Source organism: Nocardiopsis sp. NPDC058789 (assembly GCF_042745575.1).
GTDB lineage: Bacteria > Actinomycetota > Actinomycetes > Streptosporangiales > Streptosporangiaceae > Nocardiopsis > Nocardiopsis eucommiae.
Genome location: NZ_JBHYOW010000001.1, coordinates 380,419 through 404,312, shown reverse-complemented (window position 1 = coordinate 404,312; position 23,894 = coordinate 380,419). Strand labels below are relative to the sequence as shown.

Annotated in this window: 21 protein-coding genes; 15 read left to right on the top strand and 6 right to left on the bottom strand. The window is 71.3% G+C overall.

Annotated elements, in window-relative coordinates:
* Positions 1–97: 97 nt before the first annotated feature.
* On the top strand, positions 98–649 hold the full coding sequence (locus tag ACFW3L_RS01785; RefSeq protein WP_378735206.1) for a globin: 552 nt from the start codon (positions 98–100) through the stop codon (positions 647–649).
* Between the two features lie 9 nt (positions 650–658).
* Here the strand turns inward: ACFW3L_RS01785 and ACFW3L_RS01780 are convergent, their stop codons facing one another.
* Positions 659–1,093: an acyl-CoA thioesterase gene (locus tag ACFW3L_RS01780; RefSeq protein ID WP_378735205.1), complete on the bottom strand. Its 435-nt coding sequence runs from the start codon at positions 1,091–1,093 to the stop codon at positions 659–661.
* 167 nt (positions 1,094–1,260) lie between these two features.
* Entirely contained in the window at positions 1,261–3,354 is a 2,094-nt protein-coding gene (locus ACFW3L_RS01775; protein ID WP_378735203.1) for a prolyl oligopeptidase family protein, read from the bottom strand.
* Positions 3,355–3,732: 378 nt separating this feature from the next.
* Here ACFW3L_RS01775 and ACFW3L_RS01770 point away from each other — a divergent pair, with 378 nt between their 5' ends.
* Together ACFW3L_RS01770 and ACFW3L_RS01765 are read left to right on the top strand one after the other, a co-directional pair.
* Positions 3,733–4,233 (top strand): HNH endonuclease, encoded by a 501-nt coding sequence (locus ACFW3L_RS01770; protein ID WP_378735391.1) that lies wholly within the window; start codon positions 3,733–3,735, stop codon positions 4,231–4,233.
* A 149-nt stretch (positions 4,234–4,382) separates the two neighbouring features.
* Positions 4,383–4,589, top strand: a complete 207-nt coding sequence (locus ACFW3L_RS01765; RefSeq protein ID WP_378735201.1) for a zinc ribbon domain-containing protein — start codon at positions 4,383–4,385, stop codon at positions 4,587–4,589.
* Positions 4,590–4,599: 10 nt separating this feature from the next.
* Here ACFW3L_RS01765 and ilvD read toward each other — a convergent pair whose 3' ends face one another.
* Positions 4,600–6,462 carry a dihydroxy-acid dehydratase gene (gene ilvD, locus ACFW3L_RS01760; protein ID WP_378735199.1) on the bottom strand — a complete coding sequence of 621 codons (1,863 nt, stop codon included), beginning with the start codon at positions 6,460–6,462 and terminating at the stop codon, positions 4,600–4,602.
* Between the two features lie 231 nt (positions 6,463–6,693).
* Entirely contained in the window at positions 6,694–7,479 is a 786-nt protein-coding gene (locus tag ACFW3L_RS01755) for a nuclease-related domain-containing protein (RefSeq protein WP_378735389.1), read from the bottom strand.
* Positions 7,480–7,689: 210 nt separating this feature from the next.
* Between ACFW3L_RS01755 and ACFW3L_RS01750 the strand changes: the two genes are divergently transcribed.
* Positions 7,690–9,129, top strand: a complete 1,440-nt coding sequence (locus ACFW3L_RS01750; RefSeq protein ID WP_378735197.1) for an amidase — start codon at positions 7,690–7,692, stop codon at positions 9,127–9,129.
* Here the strand turns inward: ACFW3L_RS01750 and ACFW3L_RS01745 are convergent.
* Positions 9,026–10,408 carry an MFS transporter gene (locus tag ACFW3L_RS01745; protein ID WP_378735195.1) on the bottom strand — a complete coding sequence of 461 codons (1,383 nt, stop codon included), beginning with the start codon at positions 10,406–10,408 and terminating at the stop codon, positions 9,026–9,028. The genes ACFW3L_RS01750 and ACFW3L_RS01745 overlap by 104 nt on opposite strands.
* 201 nt (positions 10,409–10,609) lie before the next feature.
* On the opposite strand from ACFW3L_RS01745, the gene malQ reads away from it, so the two are divergent.
* Positions 10,610–12,643, top strand: a complete 2,034-nt coding sequence (gene malQ / locus ACFW3L_RS01740; protein ID WP_378735193.1) for a 4-alpha-glucanotransferase — start codon at positions 10,610–10,612, stop codon at positions 12,641–12,643.
* 101 nt (positions 12,644–12,744) lie between these two features.
* Here malQ and pepN read toward each other — a convergent pair whose 3' ends face one another.
* Positions 12,745–15,288 (bottom strand): aminopeptidase N, encoded by a 2,544-nt coding sequence (gene pepN / locus ACFW3L_RS01735; RefSeq protein WP_378735191.1) that lies wholly within the window; start codon positions 15,286–15,288, stop codon positions 12,745–12,747.
* A gap of 262 nt (positions 15,289–15,550) precedes the next feature.
* Here pepN and ACFW3L_RS01730 point away from each other — a divergent pair, with 262 nt between their 5' ends.
* From ACFW3L_RS01730 to ACFW3L_RS01685, 10 genes are all read left to right on the top strand, one after another.
* Positions 15,551–16,186 (top strand): DsbA family protein, encoded by a 636-nt coding sequence (locus ACFW3L_RS01730; protein ID WP_378735189.1) that lies wholly within the window; start codon positions 15,551–15,553, stop codon positions 16,184–16,186.
* A 19-nt stretch (positions 16,187–16,205) separates the two neighbouring features.
* On the top strand, positions 16,206–16,361 hold the full coding sequence (locus ACFW3L_RS01725; protein ID WP_378735187.1) for a hypothetical protein: 156 nt from the start codon (positions 16,206–16,208) through the stop codon (positions 16,359–16,361).
* A 139-nt stretch (positions 16,362–16,500) separates the two neighbouring features.
* A complete protein-coding gene (locus ACFW3L_RS01720) occupies positions 16,501–17,922 on the top strand; it encodes an aldehyde dehydrogenase family protein (RefSeq protein ID WP_378735185.1) in 1,422 nt (473 codons plus the stop codon).
* A gap of 126 nt (positions 17,923–18,048) precedes the next feature.
* Positions 18,049–18,195 (top strand): hypothetical protein, encoded by a 147-nt coding sequence (locus ACFW3L_RS01715; RefSeq protein WP_378735183.1) that lies wholly within the window; start codon positions 18,049–18,051, stop codon positions 18,193–18,195.
* Positions 18,196–18,296: 101 nt separating this feature from the next.
* A complete protein-coding gene (locus ACFW3L_RS01710) occupies positions 18,297–18,764 on the top strand; it encodes a ribose-5-phosphate isomerase (protein WP_378735181.1) in 468 nt (155 codons plus the stop codon).
* Positions 18,765–19,382: 618 nt separating this feature from the next.
* A complete protein-coding gene (locus ACFW3L_RS01705) occupies positions 19,383–20,486 on the top strand; it encodes a PP2C family protein-serine/threonine phosphatase (protein WP_378735179.1) in 1,104 nt (367 codons plus the stop codon).
* 271 nt (positions 20,487–20,757) lie between these two features.
* Positions 20,758–22,095, top strand: a complete 1,338-nt coding sequence (gene mgtE, locus ACFW3L_RS01700; RefSeq protein ID WP_378735177.1) for a magnesium transporter — start codon at positions 20,758–20,760, stop codon at positions 22,093–22,095.
* A gap of 77 nt (positions 22,096–22,172) precedes the next feature.
* Positions 22,173–22,385 (top strand): antitoxin, encoded by a 213-nt coding sequence (locus ACFW3L_RS01695; RefSeq protein ID WP_378735175.1) that lies wholly within the window; start codon positions 22,173–22,175, stop codon positions 22,383–22,385.
* Between the two features lie 54 nt (positions 22,386–22,439).
* The gene (locus ACFW3L_RS01690; protein WP_378735173.1) at positions 22,440–23,306 is read left to right on the top strand and encodes a peptidoglycan DD-metalloendopeptidase family protein; all 867 of its coding nucleotides are present in this window, start codon (positions 22,440–22,442) and stop codon (positions 23,304–23,306) included.
* Positions 23,307–23,326: 20 nt separating this feature from the next.
* The gene (locus ACFW3L_RS01685) at positions 23,327–23,869 is read left to right on the top strand and encodes a (2Fe-2S) ferredoxin domain-containing protein (RefSeq protein ID WP_378735171.1); all 543 of its coding nucleotides are present in this window, start codon (positions 23,327–23,329) and stop codon (positions 23,867–23,869) included.
* Positions 23,870–23,894: the final 25 nt, after the last annotated feature.

The following is a 23,894-nucleotide window of genomic DNA, read 5'->3' as shown; positions in this document are numbered from 1 at the left end:
GGACCTCCGGACGGCGGGGCCCTTCGTTTGTTCCCCTGGGTACTCCCTCGGGGAAGGCCCAGGGGAGGGGACGCGGACGTGGCATACCCTGGGGTCGATGACTTCCGCGCGTGATGACCACCAGGGCGCGGGCGAAGAGCCCGTGCGAATGACGTTCTACGAGGCCGTGGGCGGTGAGGAGACCTTCACCCGCCTGGTCCGCCGTTTCTACGAGGGCGTCGCCGACGACCCCGTGCTGCGGCCCATGTACCCCGAGGAGGACCTGGGGCCCGCCGAGGAACGGCTGCGCCTGTTCCTCATCCAGTACTGGGGCGGCCCCCGCACCTACAACGAGCAGCGCGGCCACCCGCGCCTGCGCATGCGCCACGTGCCGTTCCGTATCGGAGCGGCCGAGCGCGACCTGTGGCTCAGGCACATGCGTGACGCCGTGGACTCCCTGGACCTGCACGAGGCCCTGGAGCGTCAGCTCTGGGAGTACATGGTCATGGCCGCGCACAGCATGGTCAACGTCGCCGAGGACGCCACGCCCCCGGCGGTGACCAAGCCGACCTCACTGCGGGTGGGCGGCGACGGGAAGGTGCGGCGCGACTCCGGGGACGCGGGCGACGATGACGACGGCGAGGCCGTCACCATCTCCCTCAAACGGTGACCGGCTCCCTCAGGAGAACCGGTGAAGGAGCGAGCGCTCGGCGTCGTTGAGGCGCCGGGCGCTCTGCGTCGCCACGTCGAAGCCGACCAGGACCGTCCGGGCACGCAGGTAGACGCGGTCGTCGTCGAGGATCTCGTAGTCCATGGTGAAGCTGGCGTTGCGTACCTCGGTCACCCAGAGCTCCACGCGCACGGGTTCGACGCGGGGCAGCAGGGGGGCGACGTAGTCGGCCTCCTGGCGGGCCACCACGGTCGCACCGAACGCCTCGGGGTGATCCCCCACTCCGAAGTGGAGGAAGCCGACGCGGGCGTCCTCCAGGTACGTCAGCATCCGGACGTTGTTGACGTGCTGCTGCGGGTCGAGGTCGGCGTAGCGCACCTGGGCCAGGTGTACGTACCGCTGGGGCCCGGTGGTCGCGGTGTTCTCGACCTCGGTCTGTGTCACGCTGCATCCTCTCCGCGGGGTGGGCGCGCCCCGCACCACGTGGTGCGGAACCGCCCCGGCCTCCGAAGATTGTCCCAAAGACCACCTGGTCGGGCCCAGGCGCGGGAGGCTCCCGTTCTGTGTCCTTGCTCTCCTCCGGGCGTGCGACCCGGAGGAGAGCCGCAGGATCAGGGCGTGGAGAGGCCCAGGTGGTGTGCGAGGAAGGCGAGCTGGTCGGCGGTGAGTGCCGTGCTCCGGCTCACCGACCGCGAGCTGTGCCCGACCTCGGCCTCACGCCGCACGAGGATGGGCTTCTCCTCCACCGGCGCCGAGGTGGCCCACTGCATCTCGGCGCACAGTTTGCGGGCGTGCAGCGGGTCCACGCGGGTGTCGTTGTCGAACACCGTGAACAGGGTGGCCGGGTACCGGGTCCCCTCACGCACGTTGTGGTACGGGGAGTAGCCGAGCAGCCAGCCCAGCTGCTCGGGGTCCTCGGCGCTGCCGAACTCCACGTTCCACAGCTGGCCCAGCCCGAACCTCTCGTAGCGCACCATGTCGAGCAGCGGTGCGGAGCACACGGCGGCCGCGAACAGGTCCGGGCGCTGGGTGACCATCGAGCCCACCAGCAGCCCGCCGTTGCTGCCGCCCATGACCGCCAGCTGTTCCGGGGTGGTGACCCCGCTGCCGATCAGGTGCTCGGCGGCCGCGGCGCAGTCGTCGAACACGTTCTGCTTGTTGGCGAGCATGCCGCCCCGGTGCCACTCCTCGCCCTCCTCCAGACCGCCGCGCAGGTTGGCGACGGCGTACACGCCCCCGGCGCGGACCCACGCCAGGATCGCGGCGGAGTAGCCCGGGGTGAGGGAGATCTGGAAGCCGCCGTACCCGTAGAGGATGGTCGGCCGGGGCCCGTCCACGGGTGCGGCGGGGGAGATCACCAGCATGCGGACGGTGGTGCCGTCCCCGGACGTGAACGCGACCTGTTCGGTCCGGACCTCGGGCAGGTCGATCTCGCCCGGGAAGTCGGCCCACAGCTCGACCCGCCCGGTCCGCGCGTCGTAGTGGTACACGGACGAGGGGTGGGTGTTGTCCGTGTAGCCGAACCACGCCTCGTGCCCGCCCTCGGGCCTGGTGGTCAGCCCGGCGAGGCTGCCCAGACCGGGCATGGGCAGGGCACCGAGCCGTTCACCGGTCGCCGGGTCGTGCCGGGTGACCTCGCTGATCGCGTGGCGGCTCCACACGGCCAGGAGCTCGGGGGTGCCGTGCCCGTCCCAGCCCAGCAGGGAGTGGCCCTCCAGGACCGCCTCCGGGTCCTCGGGGATCAGCGTGGTCCAGTTCTCGTACCCGGGCTCGGCCGGGTCCGCGACGCACAGGCGACCGCGCGGGGCCTCGCGGTCGGTGAACAGGTACAGGCGGCCGTCCCGCCCCATCCTGGGGCGCAGGTCGGAGTCGACCCCTTCCTGGACGGTGACCAGCCGGGGGCTCTCCAGCGGGCCCTCCTCCAGGTCGGCCACCCAGGCGTTGGTCGCGGACGAGGTGCCCCGGACGGAGGTCAGGACCAGCCACCGGCCGTCCTGGCTCACGTCCACGCCGAAGTACTCGGTCTTGTCCCGGCCCTGCCCGAAGACCAGGGCGTCCTGGTCTCCGGAGGTGCCCAGGCGGTGCAGGTAGACGCGGCGGTGGTAGGAGGTCTCGTCCTCCGGCACCTCCTCCGGGGGGAGACGGCGCACGTAGTAGAAGGCCGACGCGTCCGGCAGCCAGGCCACCGGGCTGTAGCGCGTGCGGTCGAGGGGACCGTCGACCAGCTCGCCGGAGTCCACGTCGACGACGCGCAGCGACGACTCCTCGTTGCCGCCCTCGGAGAGCTGGTAGGCGAGCAGACGGCCGTCGGGGGAGGGGCGCCAGGCGTCGAGGGTGGTCAGACCGGAGGGGTCCAGGGCTCCGGGGTCGATCAGGACGCGTTCGGGGCCGTCGCCGTCCCGCACGTGGAGCACGGCGTGCTCCTGCCCGGGTGCGCGCCGGGTGACGAAGAGCCGCTCGCCGCGCCAGAGGGGGGTGCCCACGTGTCCGGCGCCCATGAGCGAGCGCACCTGCCCGGCGAACCAGTCGCGGGTCACGTAGTCGCTCGACAGCTTCTCGTACAGGTCGTCCTGGGCGTCGGACCACGCCTTGGTGTCCGTGGAGTCGGCTTCCTCCAGCCACCGGTAGGGGTCGTGGACGGAGTGTCCGTGGAGGGTCTCGTTGATGTCCAGCCGTGTGGCCGGGGGATAGCGGAGTTCGCGCATACTTCGCACCCTATCCACCGGTATCTCACTGTGTGTGTTCGGCGCGGCGGGAGGATGAATCCGGGTTCACCGGACGCACAATGGGTTCCAGAAAGCGACAACGGGCGTTTTCTGGGCGGCCCGCCGTAAATTGGGGTGGCGCCGGAGTGGTCCGAACAAGCAAACTGAATGCGGGACGCAACTCGGCGGGAACCACCGGGAGGTCCGTGTGGCAAGGCGTACGGAGACACCGATCCTCGGGTCGGTGCACAGGGAGGTCACCTGGCTGGCTGATCGGCTGGCCGGGGAAGAGACATGGCGGTCGCACGCGGCCGCCGGGGCGACGCGATGAGCGCCCGACGCAGCCGGGAGGGTGGTCCAGGCACCGCCCGCCGCCACGTGCTGCTGCTCAACGCCAGCTTTGAACCACTGACGACACTGCCGCTGCGCAGAGCGATCCTGCTCGTCCTGCGCGAGAAGGCGGAGGTCGTTCACGACGACGGCGCGGGGGCGGTGCTGCACTCGGCGACGCGCTCCTACGACGTACCGTCGGTGATCAGGCTTCGGCGCTACATCAGCGTCCCCTACAGCCGGAGGGTGCCCCTCACCCGGGTGGCGCTCATGCGGCGGGACCGGCACACCTGCGGTTACTGCGGGAAGAAGGCGGAGACGATCGACCACGTCATCCCCCGGAGCCGCGGTGGCGCGCACGTGTGGGAGAACGTGGTGGCGGCATGCAAGCCGTGCAACCACCGGAAGGCGGACAAGTTCCTGGACGAGATCGGCTGGGAACTGCACATCACCCCGAAGGTGCCGAAGGGCCCCCACTGGCGGTTGATCAACGGTGATCTGCACGGCGACCCCCAGTGGGAACCGTACATGGCACACCTGGCCGCCTAGGCGGCGACAAGGGTCGGAACCGGGCGTCCCACCCGGCCCGGACGACGCCCCCGGGGAGCCGACCCCTCGTCGGTTCGCCGGGGGCGCCCCCGTGCACGGCGCCCGCCGGGGGCTGGAGAACGGCCCCGCCCCCGCTTATCCTGGGTCCCATGCCCCGATACGACTTCCGCTGCCGCGAGTGCGGCGACACCTTCGAGCTCTCCCGCCCCATGGCCGACTCCGACGCCCCCGCCGACTGCCCCCGGGGGCATGACGACACCGTGCGCCTGCTGTCCACCGTGGCGGTGGGCGGACGCGCCGCCGCCCCCGCCACCTCCGGTGGCGGAGGGTGCTGCGGGGGCGGCTGCTGCGGCTGAGGCCGGGGCCCTACCTCTCGATCTGGGTGACGTCACGCGCCGCGCCGGTGGAGGCCGAGGTGGCCATCGCCGCGTAGGCGCGCAGCGCGGCGGTCACCGGGCGCTGGCGGTCGCGCGGCTGGAACCGGCCCAGCTCCTTGAGCAGGCGCTCCCGGCGCGCGTTCAGCTCGTCCTCGGAGACCTCCAGGACGATGCCCCGGTTCGGGATGTCGATGCTGATGGTGTCGCCGTCCTCGACCAGGGCGATGTCGCCGCCCGCCGCCGCCTCGGGTGAGGCGTGGCCGATGGACAGTCCCGAGGTGCCGCCGGAGAAGCGGCCGTCGGTGATGAGCGCGCAGGCCTTGCCCAGGCCGCGGCCCTTGAGGAAGCTGGTCGGGTAGAGCATCTCCTGCATCCCGGGGCCGCCCTTGGGGCCCTCGTAGCGGATGACGACCACGTCACCGGGCTCGATCTGCTTGTTGAGGATGCCGTCCACGGCGTCGTCCTGCGACTCGAACACCTTCGCGGGCCCGGAGAAGGTCCACAGCTCCTCCTCGACACCGGCGGTCTTGACGATCGCGCCGTCGGGGGCGAGGTTGCCGAACAGCACGGCCAGGCCGCCGTCCTTGGTGTAGGCGTGCTCCACGGAGCGGATGCAGCCCTTCTCGCGGTCCTCGTCCAGGGTGTCCCATCGGACGCTCTGCGAGTAGGCCTTCGTCGTGCGCACGCCGCCGGGGGCCGCGTGGAAGAGCTCCACGGCCTCGGGCAGCGCCGTCTCGGAGGTGATGTCCCACTCGGCCAGGAACTCGCCCACGGTCTTGCCGTGCACGGTGGGCAGCGAGGTGTCGAGCAGGCCGCCCCGGGCCAGCTCGCCCAGGATGCCGGGGATGCCGCCCGCCCGGTGGACGTCCTCGATGTGGTACTTCTCGGTGTTCGGCGCGACCTTGCACAGGCACGGGACGCGGCGGGAGATGGCGTCGATCTCGGGGAGCCCGAAGTCCACACCGGCCTCGGTGGCGGTGGCCAGCAGGTGCAGGATCGTGTTGGTGGAGCCGCCCATGGCGACGTCCAGCGCCATGGCGTTGGCGAAGGCGGCGGGGGTGGCGATGGAGAGCGGCAGCACCGAGGCGTCGTCGTCGCGGTAGTAGCGCTGGGCGGCCTCCACGACCAGGCGCCCGGCGTCCTCGTAGAGGGCCCGCCGCGCCGTGTGCGTGGCCAGGACCGTGCCGTTGCCGGGGAGGGCCAGCCCCATGGCCTCGGTGAGGCAGTTCATCGAGTTGGCGGTGAACATCCCCGAGCAGGAGCCGCAGGTGGGGCAGGCGTTCTCCTCCATCTCGTCCAGCTCGGCCTGGGAGACGCTCTCGTCCGCCGCCGCGATCATGGGGTTGATGAGGTCGAGCTTGCGGACCGTGGTGGCGGTGCCGTCGACCACCGTGACCTTCCCGGCCTCCATGGGGCCGCCGGAGACGAACACGGTGGGGATGTTCAGCCGCATCGCGGCGAGCAGCATGCCCGGGGTGATCTTGTCGCAGTTGGAGACGCACACGAGGGCGTCGGCACAGTGCGCGTTGACCATGTACTCGACGGAGTCGGCGATCAGCTCGCGGCTGGGCAGCGAGTAGAGCATGCCGCCGTGGCCCATCGCGATACCGTCGTCGACGGCGATGGAGTTGAACTCGCGGGGCACGCCGCCCGCCTGGCGGATGGCGTTCGCGACGACCTCGGCGACCTCGCGCAGGTGCACGTGTCCGGGCACGAACTCCGTGAAGCTGTTGGCCACGGCCACGATGGGCTTGCCGAAGTCCTCGCGCTCCACACCGGTGGCGCGCATGAGGGCGCGGGCACCTGCCATGTTCCTGCCGTGGGTGACCGTGCGTGAGCGTAGGGCTGGCATGGGGTGCACTCCCATCGTTACGGGTGTTTCCCCACGATGGTAGTCCCCCTCAGGGACAGCTTCGGTCTCGCCGGAAGAGACAGGAGTCCCGGATGGTGAGATTAACCGAGGTGGGGGCTCCGGTTCGCGGCCTGCCCGCGGGGTCGTCGGCGGAGGCCGGACACGCGAGAGGCCCGGAGGCCACGACGGTGTGGCTGGCTCCGGGCCCGGGACGGACGAGGGGGGACGGGGTCAGTAACGTGGCGGCAGGGCCTTCTTCGCGGCCTGATAGATCTCCTCGATCTCGGTCTCGCTCAGACGATCGCGCCCGCTGCGCAGCCACTTGCGGACCTTGGTTCCGGTGATGATGTCCACGCCCCGCAGCCGGTGGCTGTCCCAGGGCATGCCCGGACCGTAGATGGCCAGGGAGGCGCGCACCGAGATGTCGCGGCCGAGCTCCTTGCTGATGAGCTCCTCCGCGCGCTTGGCCTCCTCCAGGGCCTCATCGATCCGCTCGTTCTTGCTGAAGCGGCCGTGGTAGAGCTTCTCCAGCTTGTTGCGCAGCGGGAGCCGCTTGTCCCAGGACTCCGAGTCGATGGCGAACGCGCCGCGACGACCCACGATGAAGTGGTCGATCTGGCCGTTGCCGCCGGGGACGGCGCGCGCGTGGAGGACGCGGTAGCCGAGCTGCTTCATGAGTTTGAGCTGTGCCTCGGTGCGTCGCTGGGCGGCCGAGGGCTTGCGCCAGCGGGGGATCTCCGACTCGCGACGGGCGCTCCAGACCATCACCGCCACCAGGACGATGAGGCCGAGGGTGACGCCGACCCTCCAGTCCCCGGTGAGCATGCCGAAGGCGCCCGCCACGGCCCCCGCCGGAACGCTCCGGAAGATCCAGCGGCGGACGGAGTCGTTCGACCTCAGGGCCCCGTAGAGGGCCTTGGTGCTGGCCGCGCCGCCTTCCTTGCGTTGGTTGGGGAAGAAGAGGGCCTCGGGTCGTTCGGGCTCCGACCCTTCGGACGACGAGCTACGACCGTTCACTCTGGTTGCCGATTCCACGACGGACAGGTTAGTTCCATCCATATCCGAGTCCTAGTGCATGACTTCTCACACTTTTCTTCCCTGGTGTTCTGGCGCCCAAGCGTGTCCGGGGCGCCGGAACGGGGAAGGATTGACCTTTCGCCACCTCTCTGGAGAAGTACCGTTCTTCGGCGTGGTGCCCGTTGCCCTACCCGGTTAACCTCGGGTGCCATGACCAGAATTCATGAACTTCCCGCGCACCGACTCGCCGCGTTGGTCCGCAGTCGTGAACTGTCGCCTGTTGAGATCGCTGAGCACTACCTCCAGCGGATTCGGAGGTTGGACGACCGATATGGCGCCTATATAACGGTCACTGAAGAATTGGCTCTGGAGCAGGCCCGAAACGCGCAGAAACGCGCCATGAGCGACACGCCGGAGGATCTGCCCCCGCTCCTCGGCGTCCCCCTGCCCATCAAGGACCTCGACACCGTCGCCGGTGTCCTCGTCACCTTCGGCTCACGCGCCTTCCCCGACCTCGTGGCCCCCACCGATTCCGCAGTGGTCGCCCAGCTGCGCGACGCGGGCGCGGTCTTCCTCGGCAAGACCAACACCCCCGAGTTCGGCGCCACGTGCCACACCGAGAACGCCGTCGCCCCGCCCACCCGCAACCCCTGGGACACCAGCCGCTCACCGGGCGGCTCCAGCGGGGGCGCCGCCGCGGCGGTGGCCGCCGGGCTCGCGCCCGTGGCCCAGGGCAGCGACGGCGGCGGGTCCATCCGCATTCCGGCGAGTGTCTGCGGCCTCTTCGGGCTCAAGCCCACACGGGGGCGGATCTCTCTCGGACCCGACCGCGCCGACCTCAACGGACTGTCCACGGCGGGACCGATCACCCGCTCGGTCCTGGACGCCGCCCTGATGCTGGACGCCATGGCGGTCAACCTCCCGGGCGACCTGTTCACCGCTCCGCCTCTGCCCCCCGGCGAGACCTTCGCCGACCACGCCCGGCGCGAACCCGGACAGCTGCGCCTCGCCCGCTACTCCGACACCGGGTCCACGGGCATCCCCGTCCACCCCGACGTGCTCGCCGCCCACGAGGAGACCACCCGGCTGCTCCTGGAGCTGGGCCACGAGGTCGAGGAGATCGACAACCCCTTCGAGTCCGCCTTCGGAGGGGCCTTCGCCGAGGACTTCCCGTACCTGTGGGCGGCCATCGCCTCGGCCACACCCGTCGACCCGGCCCGCGAGGGCGAGCTCACACCGATCTACCGGTGGCTCCGCGAACGCGCCCGCCAGACCACCGTGCCCGACCACGTGGGGGCCGTCGCACGCCTCCAGCGCGGCACCCGAGCGATGCTCACGGCCACCGAACGCTTCGACGCCGTCCTGAGCCCCACCCTGGCCCGGCCGCCGGTGCCGATCGGGCACTTCACCTCGGGCGGACCGGAGGAGGAGTTCCGGCTCATGACCGAGTTCACCCCGTTCACCTCGATCTACAACGTGACCGGGCAGCCCTCGGTGAGCGTCCCGCTGCACTGGTCGCCGAGCGGTCTGCCGATCGGCTCCATGCTCACGGGGCGGATGGGCGGTGAGGGGACCCTGCTGTCCCTGTCGGCGCAGCTGGAGCGGGCCCGTCCGTGGGCACACCGGGTTCCCGGGGGCTGGACGGACTGACCGGGCCCGACGGGGCGGCGCCCCGCTCCGCCGGGACGGGCGAGGTGGACCCCGACAGCCGGCTCAGGAACAGGCTGAGGACGGCGGCCACCAGCACCAGCACGGTCGCGCCCAGCGCACCTCCGGCGATCCCGTTGGTGTCCACCAGAGCACCGGTCAGCGGCCCCGCCAGCGCGGCGCCGATGCCCATGGCCGTCGCCATCCAGCCGAACGCCTCCGCCCGGCGGTGGGCGGGGGCCGCGTCGCCCAGACGCCCCATCACCGCGGCGAGGGTGGGTGCGAGCGCCAGGCCCGAGACGAAGAGCAGCGGGGTGATCAGCAGCGGGGTCGGCAGGTGGCTGACCGGCGGCAGGAAGGGGACCAGCACCGCGATGCCCAGGGCGGCGCCGAAGGCGCGCAGCGGCAGCCTCGGCGTGCCTCGGAGCGCGCCCGCCACCGCACCGCCCACCAGGGAGCCCAGTGCCCAGATCGAGGCCAGCACCATCACGTAGTGGGGGGCCTCCAGCTCGTTGGCCCAGGCCACGATGACCAGGTCCATGCCGACCACGCCGGAGACGATCGTCGCGCACATCACGAACAGCAGGCAGAGCACGGGGTGGAAGAGCAGGCTGCGGTCCGCCGGGGCGGCCGTGCGGTCGGCCCCGCCGCCCGCGTCCCGCGGGACGGCCCCGGGACGGTCTGGTTCGGCCGGGCCGGTCACGCCCGCGCGGCGCAGGGACAGGGCGAACCCCACCGCGCCCATCAGCCCCAGAATGCCCAGAAGCAACAGGGCCCAGCGTGGTCCGGCCAGCGCCACCACACCGGCGGTGAGGATCGGTGAGAAGACGAAGACCAGCTCCTGGGTGGTGGCCTCGGCCGCGTAGATCGCCTGCCGCTCCGAACCCGTGGTCAGCCGGGGCCACAGCGCGCGCACGATCTGGTTGGCCGGGGTGCCGAACAGACCGGTGCCCAGAGCCAGAGGGATCGAGACCCACCACAGCGAGGCGGGGAGCAGCGCCAGCGTGACCAGACCGACGGTGAACACCACACCGCACACCAGCACCAGGCGATCACTGTCGCCCCGGTCGGCCATGCGCCCGCGCAACGGCCCCACCATCGCCATGCCCAGCGTGAACGCGCCCGCCACCAGGCCGGCCAGGGTGTAGGAACCGGTCCAGCCCTGGACGAGGAAGGTGACCGCGATCATCAGTCCCGGTGTGTAGAACCGGGCGGCCAGGGACCAGGTCAACAGGGACAGGACGTGGGGCACGGCGAAGAGCCGTCGGTAGTTGGCGAGCACGTGTTCGATTATGCAGCTCCCACCGGGCACTCCGCCAAGGGTTTCCCCGCCCGGACCGGGGGTGCGCGCGGGGCCAGGGGAAAGCCAGGGGAAAGGGGAGGTAGAGCCACGGCCCAGGAACGGGGAAGGGACACATGTTCCGAGCCCACGCCGGGTCGTCCTGCGGTGTACGCGCGCCGCCGTGGGGCATGATCGGTGTCTGTGAGGGACGTTCAGCTGAGCCGGGTGGCCGAGCGCCACGGGGTCGCGACCGCGTACGAGGACTGGCGGGGCAGACGGGTGCCCGTCAGCCCCGACACGATCCGCCATGTGCTGACCGCTCTGGGGGTGGATCCGACCGACCCCGACGCGGCACCGGGGCGCGGGCCGTTGCCGCCCGCCGTGGTGGTCCGCGAGGGCAAGGCACCGGACCTGGTGCTGCCCGAAGGCGCCCGCAGTTCCGTGGAGACCTCGGACGGCGCGCTGCTGCCGTTCGATCCCGGCCTGCCCCTGGGCGTGCACACCCTGAGGGTGACCGACCAGGGGACCGAGCACGACGCGCCCCTGCTGGTGGTCCCCGACCGGATCGATCCGTCCGCGCTGCGGGAGAACCCCCGCCTGTGGGGGCTGATGGCCCAGATCTACAGCGTCCGCTCCCGGGCCTCCTGGGGCACCGGTGACCTGCGTGACCTCTCCGAGCTCGCTGAATGGAGCGCCCGGGACCTCGGCGCGGACTTCACCCTGATCAACCCGGTGCACGCCACCGAACCCGACACACCGCTCGAACCCTCGCCCTACCTGCCGGTCAGCCGCCGCTACGCCAGCCCCCTCTACGTGCGCGTGGAGGACGTGCCCGAGTACGCGCGGCTGGACCCGTCCCAGCGCGAGGGCATCCAACGCCTGGCCCGGCCGCTGCGTGAACGGGGCCGCACCGCCGACCTCCTCGACCGCGACGCCGTCTGGGAGGCCAAGCGCACCGCGCTGGAGATCCTCTTCCAGGTAGCGCGCGCACCGGGCCGGGAGGAGTCGCTCCGCCACTACCTGGAGCGCGAGGGGCAGCCCCTGGTCGAGTTCGCCACCTGGTCCGCGCTGGCCGAGGAGCACGGTTCCGACTTCCGGACCTGGCCCTCGGAACTGCGCGACGTCGGTTCGCTCACGGTCGGCCGGAAGGCCCTGGAGCTGTGGCCGCGCGTGGAGTTCCACCGCTGGCTCCAGTGGATCCTGGACGAACAGCTCGGCCAGGCGCAGGGAAGCGCCCTGGACAGCGGCATGGACGTGGGGATCGTGCACGACCTCGCCATCGGCGTGCAGGGTGGCGGGGCGGACGCGTGGATGTACGGCGACGCCCTCGTCCACGGCCTGCACGTGGGCGCCCCGCCGGACGAGTTCAACCAGCGGGGACAGGACTGGGGGCAACCCCCCTGGAACCCGACCCGCCTGGCCCAGCTGGGCTACGGCCCCTTCCGCCAGATCCTCTCCCAGGGGTTGCGGCACGCGGGCGGCCTGCGGATGGACCACGTCATGGGCCTGTTCCGGCTGTGGTGCGTCCCCGAGGGGGCCACCGCCGACCAGGGCACCTACCTCCGCTTCGACCACGAGGGCATGGTGGGCACGCTGGTGCTGGAGGCCCGGCGCGCCGACGCGGTGATCGTCGGCGAGGACCTGGGCACCGTCGAGCCCTGGGTCCGCGACCACCTCGCCGACCGGGGCGTCCTCGGAACCTCCGTGCTGTGGTTCGAGAACGACCGGGACGGCGAACCGCTCCCTCCCGACAGATGGCGCAGGGACTGCCTGGCCACCGTGGCCACGCACGACCTGCCACCGGTCTCCTCGTACCTGTCCGCCGAGCACGTGGAGCTGCGCGACCGCCTCGGGCTGCTCGACCGGCCCGTGGCCGAGGAGCGCACCGCCTCCGAGGCCCGCGTGGCCCAGTGGTGCGCGCTGCTGGTGTACCTGGGGTTGTTGGAGGAGGACGCCGATCCGGTGGGCGACCCGGCCTCAGTAGTCGCCGCGATGCACGCCTACCTGGCGGCGACACCGGCCCGGATGCTGGGCGTGGCTCTCACCGACGTGGTCGGGGAGCGGCGGATGCAGAACCAGCCGGGTACGAGCACCGAGTACCCGAACTGGCGGATCCCGCTCACCAGCGGCGAGGGTGAGCCGGTCCTGGTCGACGAGCTGCTGGCCGACCCCAGGATGGTCGCCCGCGTCCGCCGCACGCTGGGTCCGCTCGGACACCAGGGTCGGGGCCTGTAGACCGGGGACGGTCACGGGAACCAGCCCGCCGCAGGACACGGGACGGCCCCCGGGGAACGCGTTCCCCGGGGGCCGTCACACCGTCGCGTACGCCGTGGTCGTCAGCGGTTCCGACCGGCGGCGACGTCCGTGGCGCGGGCGCGCAGGGCGCGCTCCACACCGGCCCGCCCCTCGATCAGCAGGCGGTGCAGCGCCGGGGCCGGGGAGTTGTCCGCGATGTAGGCGTCGGTGCGCTCCAGGGTCGCCTCCTCCACCAGCTGGCTCGGGTAGACCACCTCGGCGAAGGTCTGCGCGAACTCACCCGTCCACTTCTCCCAGGCCGGGGCGAGCTGGGCGAAGTACCGCTCCAGGTAGGGGCGGTACAGCTCCGCCTGGCGCGGCTCGGTGAAGCCCAGCAGCGTGGCACGGAACTCGGCGTTGGCCAGGTCCCCGCCCACGATCCGCTCCCAGGCGGTCTCCTTGGCCTCGGCCGTGGGGATCGCGGCCCGGGCGCCGGCGGCGTTGCGCTGACCGGTGGCGGTCGGGTCGGCCTCCAGCTCGGCGGCGATCTCCGCCTCGCCCGCCTTCCCCGCGGCGACCAGGCGGCGCAGCAGGGTCCAGCGCAGGTCGGTGTCGACCTCCAGGCCGTCCACGGTGATCGCGCCGTCCAGCAGGCCCCGCAGCAGGGACAGGTGGGCGTCGGTCACGGCGGCGTCGGCCAGGGCGTTGACGTAGGCCAGCTGGAGGTCGCCGCCGGGCTCGGCGGCCGACAGCAGCTCGCTCAGCCGGTCGGCCAGCAGCTCGAACCCGACCGGGCGCCACGCGGGGTCGGCGTAGTTGAAGAGCGCGCCCGAGGCCTGGCGGAGCAGGGTCTGGGCGACCGTGACGTCGTTGACGCCGCTGATCCCGGAGGCCACCAGGGCCACGTAGTCCCGGGCCGCCATCTCACCGTCGCGGGTCATGTCCCAGGCGGCGCTGAACGCCAGCGCGCGCGGCAGCGACTCGCGGATCTCACCGGCGCCCTCCACCAGCGTGCGCAGGGAGCGCTCGTCCAGGCGGATCTTGGTGAAGGTCAGGTCGTCGTCGTTGATGAGCACCAGGTCCGGCCGGGCCCTCCCGACCAGCTCGGGGACCTCGGTACGGGCGCCGCTGACGTCCAGCTCCACGCGCTCGCGGCGCACGATGCCCTCGTCGGTGCGGTCGTACAGGCCCACGGCCAGCCGGTGCGAGCGGAGCGTGGGGTGGTCGGAGGCGGCCTCCTGGAGGACCGCGAACGACGCGAAGTTCCCGTCCGCGTCCACCTCGAACTCCGGGCGCATGGTGTTGACGCCCGTGGTCTCCAGCCACTCCTTCGACCAGGCGGACAGATCGCGGCCGGAGGCGGACTCCAGGTGCTTGAGGAGGTCGCTCAGCTCGGTGTTGCCGAACGCGTTCTCCTTGAAGTAGGCGCGCACGCCCGCGAAGAACGCGTCCACGCCCACGTACGCGGCGAGCTGCTTGAGCACCGAGGCGCCCTTGGCGTAGGTGATCCCGTCGAAGTTCACCTCGACCGCCTGGATGTCGACCATGTCGGCGGCGATGGGGTGCGTGGACGGCAGCTGGTCCTGGCGCAGTGCCCACGCCTTCTCCACGTTGGCGAAGGTCGTCCAGGCGTCGGACCACTGGGTGGCGTTGACCTGGCAGTACACGCTCGCGTAGGTCGCGAACGACTCGTTCAGCCACAGGTCGTCCCACCAGCGCATGGTGACGAGGTCACCGAACCACATGTGCGCCATCTCGTGCAGGATCGTCTCGGCGCGGCGCTCGTAGCGCGCGTCGGTCACGCGGGAGCGGAAGACGTAGTCCTCCAGGAACGTGACCGCGCCCGCGTTCTCCATGGCGCCCGCGTTGAACTCGGGCACGAACAGCTGGTCGTACTTGCCGAACGGGTAGCGCAGGTCGAACAGGCCGTGGAAGAAGTCGAAGCCCTGCTTGGTGACCTCGAACAGCGCCTCGGAGTCCAGGTGCTCCGCGAGCGAGGCACGGCAGTACAGGCCCAGCGGGATGCCGTCGTGCTCGTCGCGGACCACGTGGTAGGGACCGGCGATCAGCGCGGTGATGTAGGTGGACATCACCTCGGTGGCGGGGAAGTGCCAGCGCACCCGCTCCTCACCCGCAGCCTCGCGCTCCACGTCGGGGGCGCTGTTGGAGACGACCTCCCACGACGGCGGCGCGAACACGGTGAGCTCGAACGTGGACTTGAGGTCGGGCTGGTCGAAGCACGTGAACATGCGGTGCGCGTCGGCCGTCTCGAACTGGCTGTACAGGTAGACGGAGTCGTCCACCGGGTCCACGAACCGGTGCAGCCCCTCACCGGTGCGCATGTACGCCGCGTCCGCGACCACCGTGAGTTCGTTCTCGGCGGCCAGGTCCGGCAGGGTGAGCCGCTCGCCGTCGAACAGCTCGGCCACGTCCAGCGCGCGCCCGTTCAGCACGGCGCTGTGGACTCTCGGCGCGGCCAGGTCGACGAAGGTCCGCGCGCCCGGCTCCGTACTGGAGAAGCGCACCACGGTGCTGGACCGGAAGGTCTCCGCACCAGTGGTCAGGTCCAGCTCCACGGCGTAGGACTCCACGCCGAGAATGCGGGCCCGCTCCTTGGCCTCGTCCCGTGTCAGGTTCCCTGCCACGCCACGCTCCCTCCACGGCCGTCTTCGTCGTCGGCCGGAAATCGTCTGTCGACCGCGTCGAGCCCGCCGGCTGGGGTGGGCCGTCGGGCCTGAGGTCGTTGTAGTCGATTCGATCCTGTCACGCGCGGGGGTGGAATGCGCAACCGATCACCGTGGTTGTCGATCCATGGCGGGGTCCGGTCACTCGGGCCCCGGACGACGGAGAACACCTTCCCCCGGGCCCGGCCCACAGGCGCCCAGAGGCCCCAGCCGAGGAGCAGCGATGACCGAGACCCCCGCGCAGGCGGGCGAGCGCGAGAACGTGTACGCCGACATGTGGTTCGACCCGGCGTGCCCCTGGGCCTGGATCACCTCCCGCTGGCTGGTGGAGGTCGAGAAGGTCCGACCCGTGACCGTGCGCTGGCACGTGATGAGCCTGAGCGTGCTCAACGAGGGCCGGGACCTTCCCGAGGACTACCGGTGGTTCCTCGACCGTGCCTGGGGTGCGGTGCGCGTGTGCGTCGCCGCCGAACAGCGCTTCGGCCCCGAGGTCCTGGGCGCCCTCTACACCGCGCTCGGCACCCGTTACCACGACCGTGACGAGGCGAAGGACACGGACACCGTCCGGGCCGCCCTGATCGACGCCGGTCTGCCCGAGGACCTGGCCGAGGCCGCCGACTCCACCGCGTACGATGAGGCCCTGCGCGCCTCGCACGGCGAGGCGATGAAGCTGGTGGGAGAGGACGTCGGCACACCCGTCATCCAGGTGGAGGACGTGGCCTTCTTCGGCCCGGTGGTCTCCCCGATCCCGCGCGGCGAGGCCGCCGGGAAGCTGTGGGACGGTGTGCGCCTGGTCGCCGGGACCGACGGGTTCTTCGAGCTCAAGCGCACCCGTACGCGCTCACCCATCTTCGACTGACACTTCACCGGGAGCACCCATGCCAGGGCCTGACGACGACCGCCGCGCCACCTTCCTCGACGACCTCGACCTGTTGCCCGACACCACGAGCGACGAACGCTCCGAGGGGTGGGGGGACAGCGACGAGGACTCCTCGGCGCGGCTGATCGCCGACCGCCCGCCGCACTGGGGCTGACCCGGGAGCCGCGCCGGGGCCGACCCCCGGCGCCCGATCGGGGCGGGTATCCGTGGAACCACGGGTGCCCGCCCGCCTCCGTTTCCGGGGCCGCTCCGCCCCTGGCCAACCCGAATCGCGTTCTGCGACAGTGGGGTCCATGCGATCCCTCTACATCGACGGCGCCTGGCGCGACTCCGCCTCCGACGAGGCCCTGGACGTGGTCAACCCGGCGACCGAGCAGGTCATCGACACCGTTCCGGCGGGCGCCACCGCCGACGTCGACGCCGCGGTCGAGGCCGCCGCGTCCGCCCTTCCCGCGTGGTCCGCGCTCACCCCGGGCCAGCGCGTCACCCACCTGGCCCGCGCGCTGGAGCTGTTCGACGCGCGGCTCGACGACGTCGCACGCCTGCTGACCACCGACATGGGCGCGCCCGCGACCTTCGCGACCAAGGTCCAGGCAGGGCTGCCCGCGCGGATGTTCCGCACCTACATCGACCTGGTCGAGGAGCACGGCGAGCGCTACTTCGGTGGCGAGGAGGTCGACAACTCCCTGGTGGTGCACGAGCCGGTCGGCGTGGTCGGCGCCATCACCCCGTGGAACTACCCGCTCCACCAGGTCGTCCTGAAGGTCGTCCCCGCCCTCCTCGCGGGCAACACCGTGGTCCTCAAGCCGAGCGAGGTCGCGCCGCTCAGCGCCTACTGGCTCACCGAGGTCCTGCACGAGGCCGGGCTGCCCGCGGGCGTGTTCAACCTCGTGTCCGGTACGGGGCCGGTGGTGGGCGAGGCGATCGCCGCCCACCCCCGGGTGGACATGGTCTCCTTCACCGGCTCCACCGGGGCCGGGACCCGGGTGTCCCAGGTCGCCGCCGAGACGGTCAAGCGGGTCGCCCTGGAACTGGGCGGGAAGTCGCCCAACGTCATCCTGCCCGGGGCCGACCTCGCCAAGGCGGTCAAGCGCGGTGTCGCGGACGTCATGCGCAACACCGGGCAGAGCTGCAACGCCCTCACCCGCATGCTCGTGCACCGCGACTCCTACGAGGAGGCCGTCGAGCTGGCCGCCGCCTCCACCGCCAGGTACGTGCCGGGTGACCCCACGGACGGGGACACCCGCCTGGGTCCGCTGGTCTCCGCCGCGCAGCGGGACCGGGTCCGCTCCTACGTCGACCTCGGCGTCGCGGAGGGCGCCCGTCTGGTCGTGGGGGGCTCCGACCCCGTCGAGGAGCCCGGCACCGGCTACTACGTCCGCCCGACCGTCTTCGCGGACGTGCGCAACGACATGCGTATCGCCCAGGAGGAGATCTTCGGTCCGGTGCTCGTCCTCATCCCCTACGACACGGTGGAGGAGGCGGTGGGGATCGCCAACGACACCGTCTACGGCCTCAGCGCCGCCGTGTGGGCCGCCGACCCCGACGAGGGGCTGGCGGTCGCCCGCCGACTGCGGGCAGGTCAGGTGGAGCTCAACGGCGGTGCCCTGAACCCGCGCGCTCCCTTCGGCGGGTACAAGCGCTCCGGCAACGGGCGTGAGTGGGGCCTGCCCGGACTGGTGGAGTTCTGCGAGGTCAAGGCCGTGCAGAGGTGATCCCTGTGGCCGGACTCACCGCTGCGAGACCCACCCCGGCGGAATCGGACCCGGTGACGCGCGCGTTGTGCCGTGTGGAAAGATTCCGACTGGTCATCCCCTGGTCGAACCCAATCGAGGTGTGAGTTGAGCAACAAGCCCGCGGTCTCCAAGGCAGGTCCTCTCGGTAAGGACCTCAAGTCGATCCTCGTGTACAACCTGATCGCGATCCTGTCGATGGCCGGCTTCGCCGCCCTCGGTCTGAGCGTGGCGGCGGCCGCCGCCGGGGCCTGAACCCCCGCGACCCACACGACGCGCGCCGCGCCCCCGACGGTCACTCCGACCGGTCCGGGGGCGCGGCGCCGTTCGTTCCCGGGAGGTGTCACACTGGTGACGTGCGTGTTTACCTTGGATCAGATCATGCGGGCTTCGAGCTCAAAGAACACCTCGTCTCCTGGTTGAAGGAGAACGGCCACGAGGTCGTCGACGCCGGTCCGGCCGTCTACGACGCGGTGGACGACTACCCCCCGTTCGTCCTGCGCGCCGCCGAGGGCGTCGCCAAGGACCCGGGGTCCCTGGGCATCGTGATCGGCGGCTCCGGCAACGGAGAGCAGATCGCGGCCAACAAGGTCACCGGCGTCCGCGCCGCCCTGGCCTGGAGTGAGGACACCGCCAAGCTGGCGCGTGAGCACAACGACGCGAACGTGCTCGGCATCGGTGGCCGGATGCACTCCCTGGAGGAGGCGACCCGGTTCGTGGAGCTCTTCCTCGCCACGCCGTACAGCGACGAGGAGCGGCACACCCGTCGCATCGCCATGCTGAGCGACTACGAGCACACCGGCGAGCTGCCCCCGCTTCCGTAACCCGTCCGTGGTCCCGCCTCCGTGCGGGGCCGCCAGCCCGCCCCCGCGTGCCCGGCACGCGGGGGCGGACCTGTCTCGGGAGCCCCGGGGCCGTGTCCGGTTCGGGACAGAGGACCTGTCCTTGGTCGGGGCGTTGTGGGATCCTTGTCCGGGAGTGGCCCGCTCCGTCCGGTGTGGGTTCTTCGTGAAGCGCGCGACCGCGTCCGGGACACACCCGGCCCGCGAGTCGTGTCCGAGAGAGGGGTGAGTTCCCGAAATCACCGGGAAGTTCCCCTACGGGTGCGTGAGTCCGACCCCGCGCACACGGGTTTAGGCGGAACCCAAACCCGGGGTTATGGGGCGGATCGCCGCTGGTCGTACGTGCCAGGCCAGCACCCCAAGCGCTACAGTTCGTGCACAGCGGCGGGCCATCGTAGTCCGAGACACCGTGTTGTCCGCGTCCATCGGTGCCCGCCCCTCGGCGGAACCAGCCTCCGCGAACCGGGCCGTGCCCCCACACAGCGCCCCCTCCGCCGACCCCAGACCCGGCCCCCGACGCGACCGTGAACGCACCGGTGTGCCGTACCACGACCAGGAGTGACCCCCGCGGTGAGCGGGCGTGCCGAGCCTAGAGGATCAATGAACCCCACACCGACCGCCAGGGCCACCCGACTGCTGCGATCCACCGTGCAGCGCATCGTCGCGGTGCTCAGGCGCAAGGTGCTCTTCCGCTATCGCCTCGTCCTCATCACCCTGGTCGCCATCGCCGTGGGCATCGGCGTGGGCGCCGTCTGGGGCCCCACCGGCTGGTTCCCGCCCAGCTCCACCATCCTCACCGTCCTGGCCGGCGGGCTGCTGCTCAAGCGCAAGAGCCTCGCCTTCCTGCTCGGGGTCGTCGTGGCCGTCCTGCTGTTCGTGGCCTTCATGCTCGACTTCGGCCAGGTCGGCCCGGGCCTGGTGGTCACCATCGGCGTCACCGCGGTCATGTCCTACCTGCTGTCCGGCGTGCGCGAACGCCTGGGCGTCCAGGGCCTCAGCGGCGAGATGATGCTGCTGGACCTCCGCGACCGCCTGCGCGACCAGGGCAAACTCCCGCAGGTCCCCTCGGGTTGGGGGCGCACCGCCGTCCTGCGCCAGGCGGGCGGCTCCTCGTTCGGCGGTGACTTCGTCGTCTCCATCCGCCGCGAGCACCGGCTCGACATCGCCGTCGTCGACGTCTCCGGCAAGGGCGTGGACGCCGGCACCCGCGCCCTGATGCTCTCCGGTGCGTTCAGCGGACTCATCGGCGCCGTTCCCGCGGGCGACTTCCTCGCCCACTGCAACGACTACCTCATGCGCAACAGCGGCGGTGAGGGGTTCGTGACCGCCGTCCACCTCAGTGTGGACACCGAGACCGGCGAGTACCAGGTCACCTCCGCCGGACACCCGCCCGCCCTGCACTTCGACAGCGGGGGCGGTGTGTGGAGCACGACGGAGGCCAAGGGCGTGGTCCTGGGCGTCATCCCCGAGATGACGTACACCTCAGTCCCGGGCAAGCTCCGTCCCGGGGACGCGATCATGCTGTGCACCGACGGTCTCATCGAGACCCCCGGAGAGGATCTCGACGCGGGCATCGACCGTCTCCTGGGAGCCGCCGACACGCTGGTCACGCAGGGTTTCGCCACCGGCGCGAGCGAGGTCGTGGACACCCTCAGCAAGGACAAGAACGACGACTGCGCGCTCGTGGTCCTCTGGCGCACCTGACCCGAACCGGCTCCGGCACCGGCAGGGTGTGAGCCGTACGAGCCGTTCCTGACGGTAGGGTCGACATGTTCCCCGACCCCGGTACGAGGTCTTCGTACCCGTTCACGGACCTCCGTGCCCGCCCCTCTCCGCCCCCTGGGCGCCGACGCCCGCACGGACCACCACACCAGTGACGAGGGGCCGGACCGGTCCCCAGGACCCGGACTCACCGGATTTTCGCGGCCCCGCGGGCGTGCCCGCCGGGCGATGGAGACGCAAGGGGGTGCTTCGCATGGACGAGCGCGCTGAAGAACTCATCGATCTGGTCGAGAACAACGACCTGACCGGGATCAGGCTCTGGTTGGCCGAACACCGGCCCCACGAGATCGCGGACGAACTGGCCCGCATGTCCAGCGGAGAGGCGATCATCCCCTTCCGCCTCCTGGACAAGGACCGGGAACTGGAGGTCTTCGAGGAACTGGACCCGGGCCAACAGCAGGCCATCCTCCTCGGCCTGCGCGGCACGGACTTCCACGACATCCTGGAGGAGATGGACCCGGACGACCGGGCCCGTCTGATCGGGGAGGCCCCGGCCAAGATCGCCACCCGGGCCCTCGCCGGGCTGAGCCCCGCCGAACGCAAGATGACCGCCGCGCTCCTGGGCTACCCCGAGGACTCGGTCGGCCGGTACATGACACCGGAGACGGTCATCCTGCACCGGGACCTCACCGTGGGCCGCGCCCTGGAGGTGGTGCGTGCCAAAGGAGCCGACGCCGAGACGATCTACACCCTGCCGGTGGTCAGCGACGGCCGCCGACTGGTCGGCACCATCACCCTGAGCGACCTCGTCGTCAGCGACGACGACCGCCTCCTCAAGGACCTGGTGGACGTCCTGGCCCCCCGGGTGGGCGTGAGCGAACCGGTCGAGGACGCCGCCCGGCTCATCCAGGAGGCCAACCTGGTCTCCCTCCCGGTGGTGGACTCCGAGGACCGCTTCGTCGGCCTCTTCACCTTCGACGACGCCCTGGAGGTCATCGAGGCGGCCGACTCCGAGGACATGGCCCGCCAGTCCGGTGCCAGCCCCATCGACGACCACTACGTGTCCGTCGGGGTGCTGCGCCTGGTCGGCGCCCGCTCGGTGTGGCTGATGCTGCTCATCGTCGCCGCGACCCTGACCGTCAACGTCATGCAGGCCTACGAGGCCACCCTGGAGGAGGTCACGGCCCTGGCGATCTTCGTGCCGATGCTCATCGGCACGGGCGGGAACGTGGGCGCCCAGTCCGCGACGGCGATCGTGCGCGCCCTCGCGGTCGGTGAGGTGCGGGTGCGCGACCTCCCGGCGGTGATCTGGAAGGAGGGCAGGGTCGGGCTGCTCCTGGGCGTCATGCTCGCGGGGATCGCCCTGGCCATCGGGTCGCTCCTGGTCGGGTTCGACGTCGCCGTGGTGGTCGCCCTCTCGGTGATCGCCATCTGTACCTGGGCGGCGATCATCGGCTCCGCCATGCCCCTGCTCGCCCGCAAGGTGGGGGTGGACCCCGCCGTGGTCTCCTCACCGATGGTCGCGACGCTCGTGGACGCCACCGGACTCCTCATCTACTTCTCGGTGGCGCGTATGGTGCTGGGGCTGTGACCCGGTGCGGACGTTTCGCTTGAAGTCCACGTGAAACGGGTATCGCACCACCAGGCAGAACGCTCTAGGGGGATTCCATGTCCGATACCGGAGGAACGTTCGACCGGCTCAAGAAGGCCGTCAACGACCACGCCGACAAGGCCGAGGGGGTCGTCGGGAAGGTGGCGGACGCCGCGAAGAAGGCGACCGGCGGGTCCCACGACGACAAGATCGACAAGGGAGCCGGGGCCGCCACCGACTACCTGCGCAAGCGCGCACAGGAGAACAAGAGGGACAAGGGCCAGGAGTAGCGGGGGAGCTCCGACCCGTGGCACGGAGCGGGGACGGCTGCCCCACAATGGGGCATGGCCTCCTCCGCTCCGCGCCCCCTCCCCGTCCTGCTCGCCCGGATCCGCATGCCCCTGATGTGGGCGGCGATGGCCGCGCTCCTGGCCGGGTACCTCGGCCTGTCGTGGTGGGTCGGCGGGACGCTGCTGGTGGTGGCTCTCGCCGTGCACCTGCGGCTGGGCACCCCGAAGTGCGCCCCGCGCGTGCTGGACCCACCGGTGCGCGGCCGCTGGATGCCGCTGACCAGCCCCGTGGACGCCGTCCCGAGCCAGGGCACACACGCCTACGGGCAGACCCACGCGCTCGGCCTCGTGGCCGAGGACGGCACACGGCCGGACATCGGGTGGCGACCGCTCAGCCGCCCCCCGGAGGAGTTTCCGGCCTTCGGCGCGCCCGTCTACGCGCCTGCCGGGGGCACCGTCGTCCGGGTGCACGACCGCCAGCGGGACCACCGCAGCCGCAACTCCTGGCCGTGGCTGCTCGGCTCCGTCGTCGAGAACACCCTGCGCGAGCTACGCGGCCCCTCGGGGTTGATCGGCAACCACGTGGTCATCGACGTCGGGGACGCTCACGTGCTCCTCGGTCATCTGCGGCGGGGCTCCGTCACGGTGGCCCCGGGGGAGAGGGTGGCGTCCGGCCAGCCGATCGCCGCGTGCGGGAACTCGGGCGCCTGCACCGAACCGCAGGTACGGGTGCAGTTGATGGACCTGTCGCACCCGCTCTTCGCGGCCGGGCTGCCCATGGTCTGGCGGCGCGGCTGGAAAGCGGGGGACCCGGAGTTCGAGGGGCTTCCGGAGACCTGGCGGCCGGTGGAGGTGGCCGGTCCCGAGCACGTACCACCTGGTCGGGTCGGTGCCGCGGCGGAATATCCTGGACTGAGGTAAGGCAAGCCTAACGAGGAGGTGTGGTGAGCGCGATCGACGGTGCGCCCTGCAAGCTCACGGTCTGCCGGGGCTGCTGCTGCGGCACGCGCAAGAAGGTGCCCGGTGTCGACCACAAGGCGCAGCTCGCCCGCCTCAGCGCCATCGACGACCATGCCGCCCGCCGTGTCCCGGTCCGCACCAGCAAGTGCCTCGACATCTGCTTCGAGGCCAACGTCGTCGTGGTCCAGCCCTCGCATGAGGGCCGCGCCGCCGGTGGGCGACCGGTCTGGCTGGGGCGGATGACCGAGGACCGCCTCCTGGAGGAGCTCGACGACTGGATCTTCGACGGCGGTCCCGGAATCGCCCCGCTCCCCGCCGCGCTGGAGGAGCACGTCACCTCCAAGGACGCCAAGAAGCCGAAGAAATCGAAGAAGGCGAAGAAGCGGGCGAAGTCGGGGGAGCCCGGTCCCGGATCCGTCCAGAAGGAGAAGAAGAGCAAGAAGGCCAAGAAGGACAAGAAGCGGGCGAAGAAGGCCGAAAAGAAAAAGAAGGAGAAGGCCGGGAAGAAGGCCGGGAAGGCCTGAGGGGGCGGCTACGCACTCCTCCCGA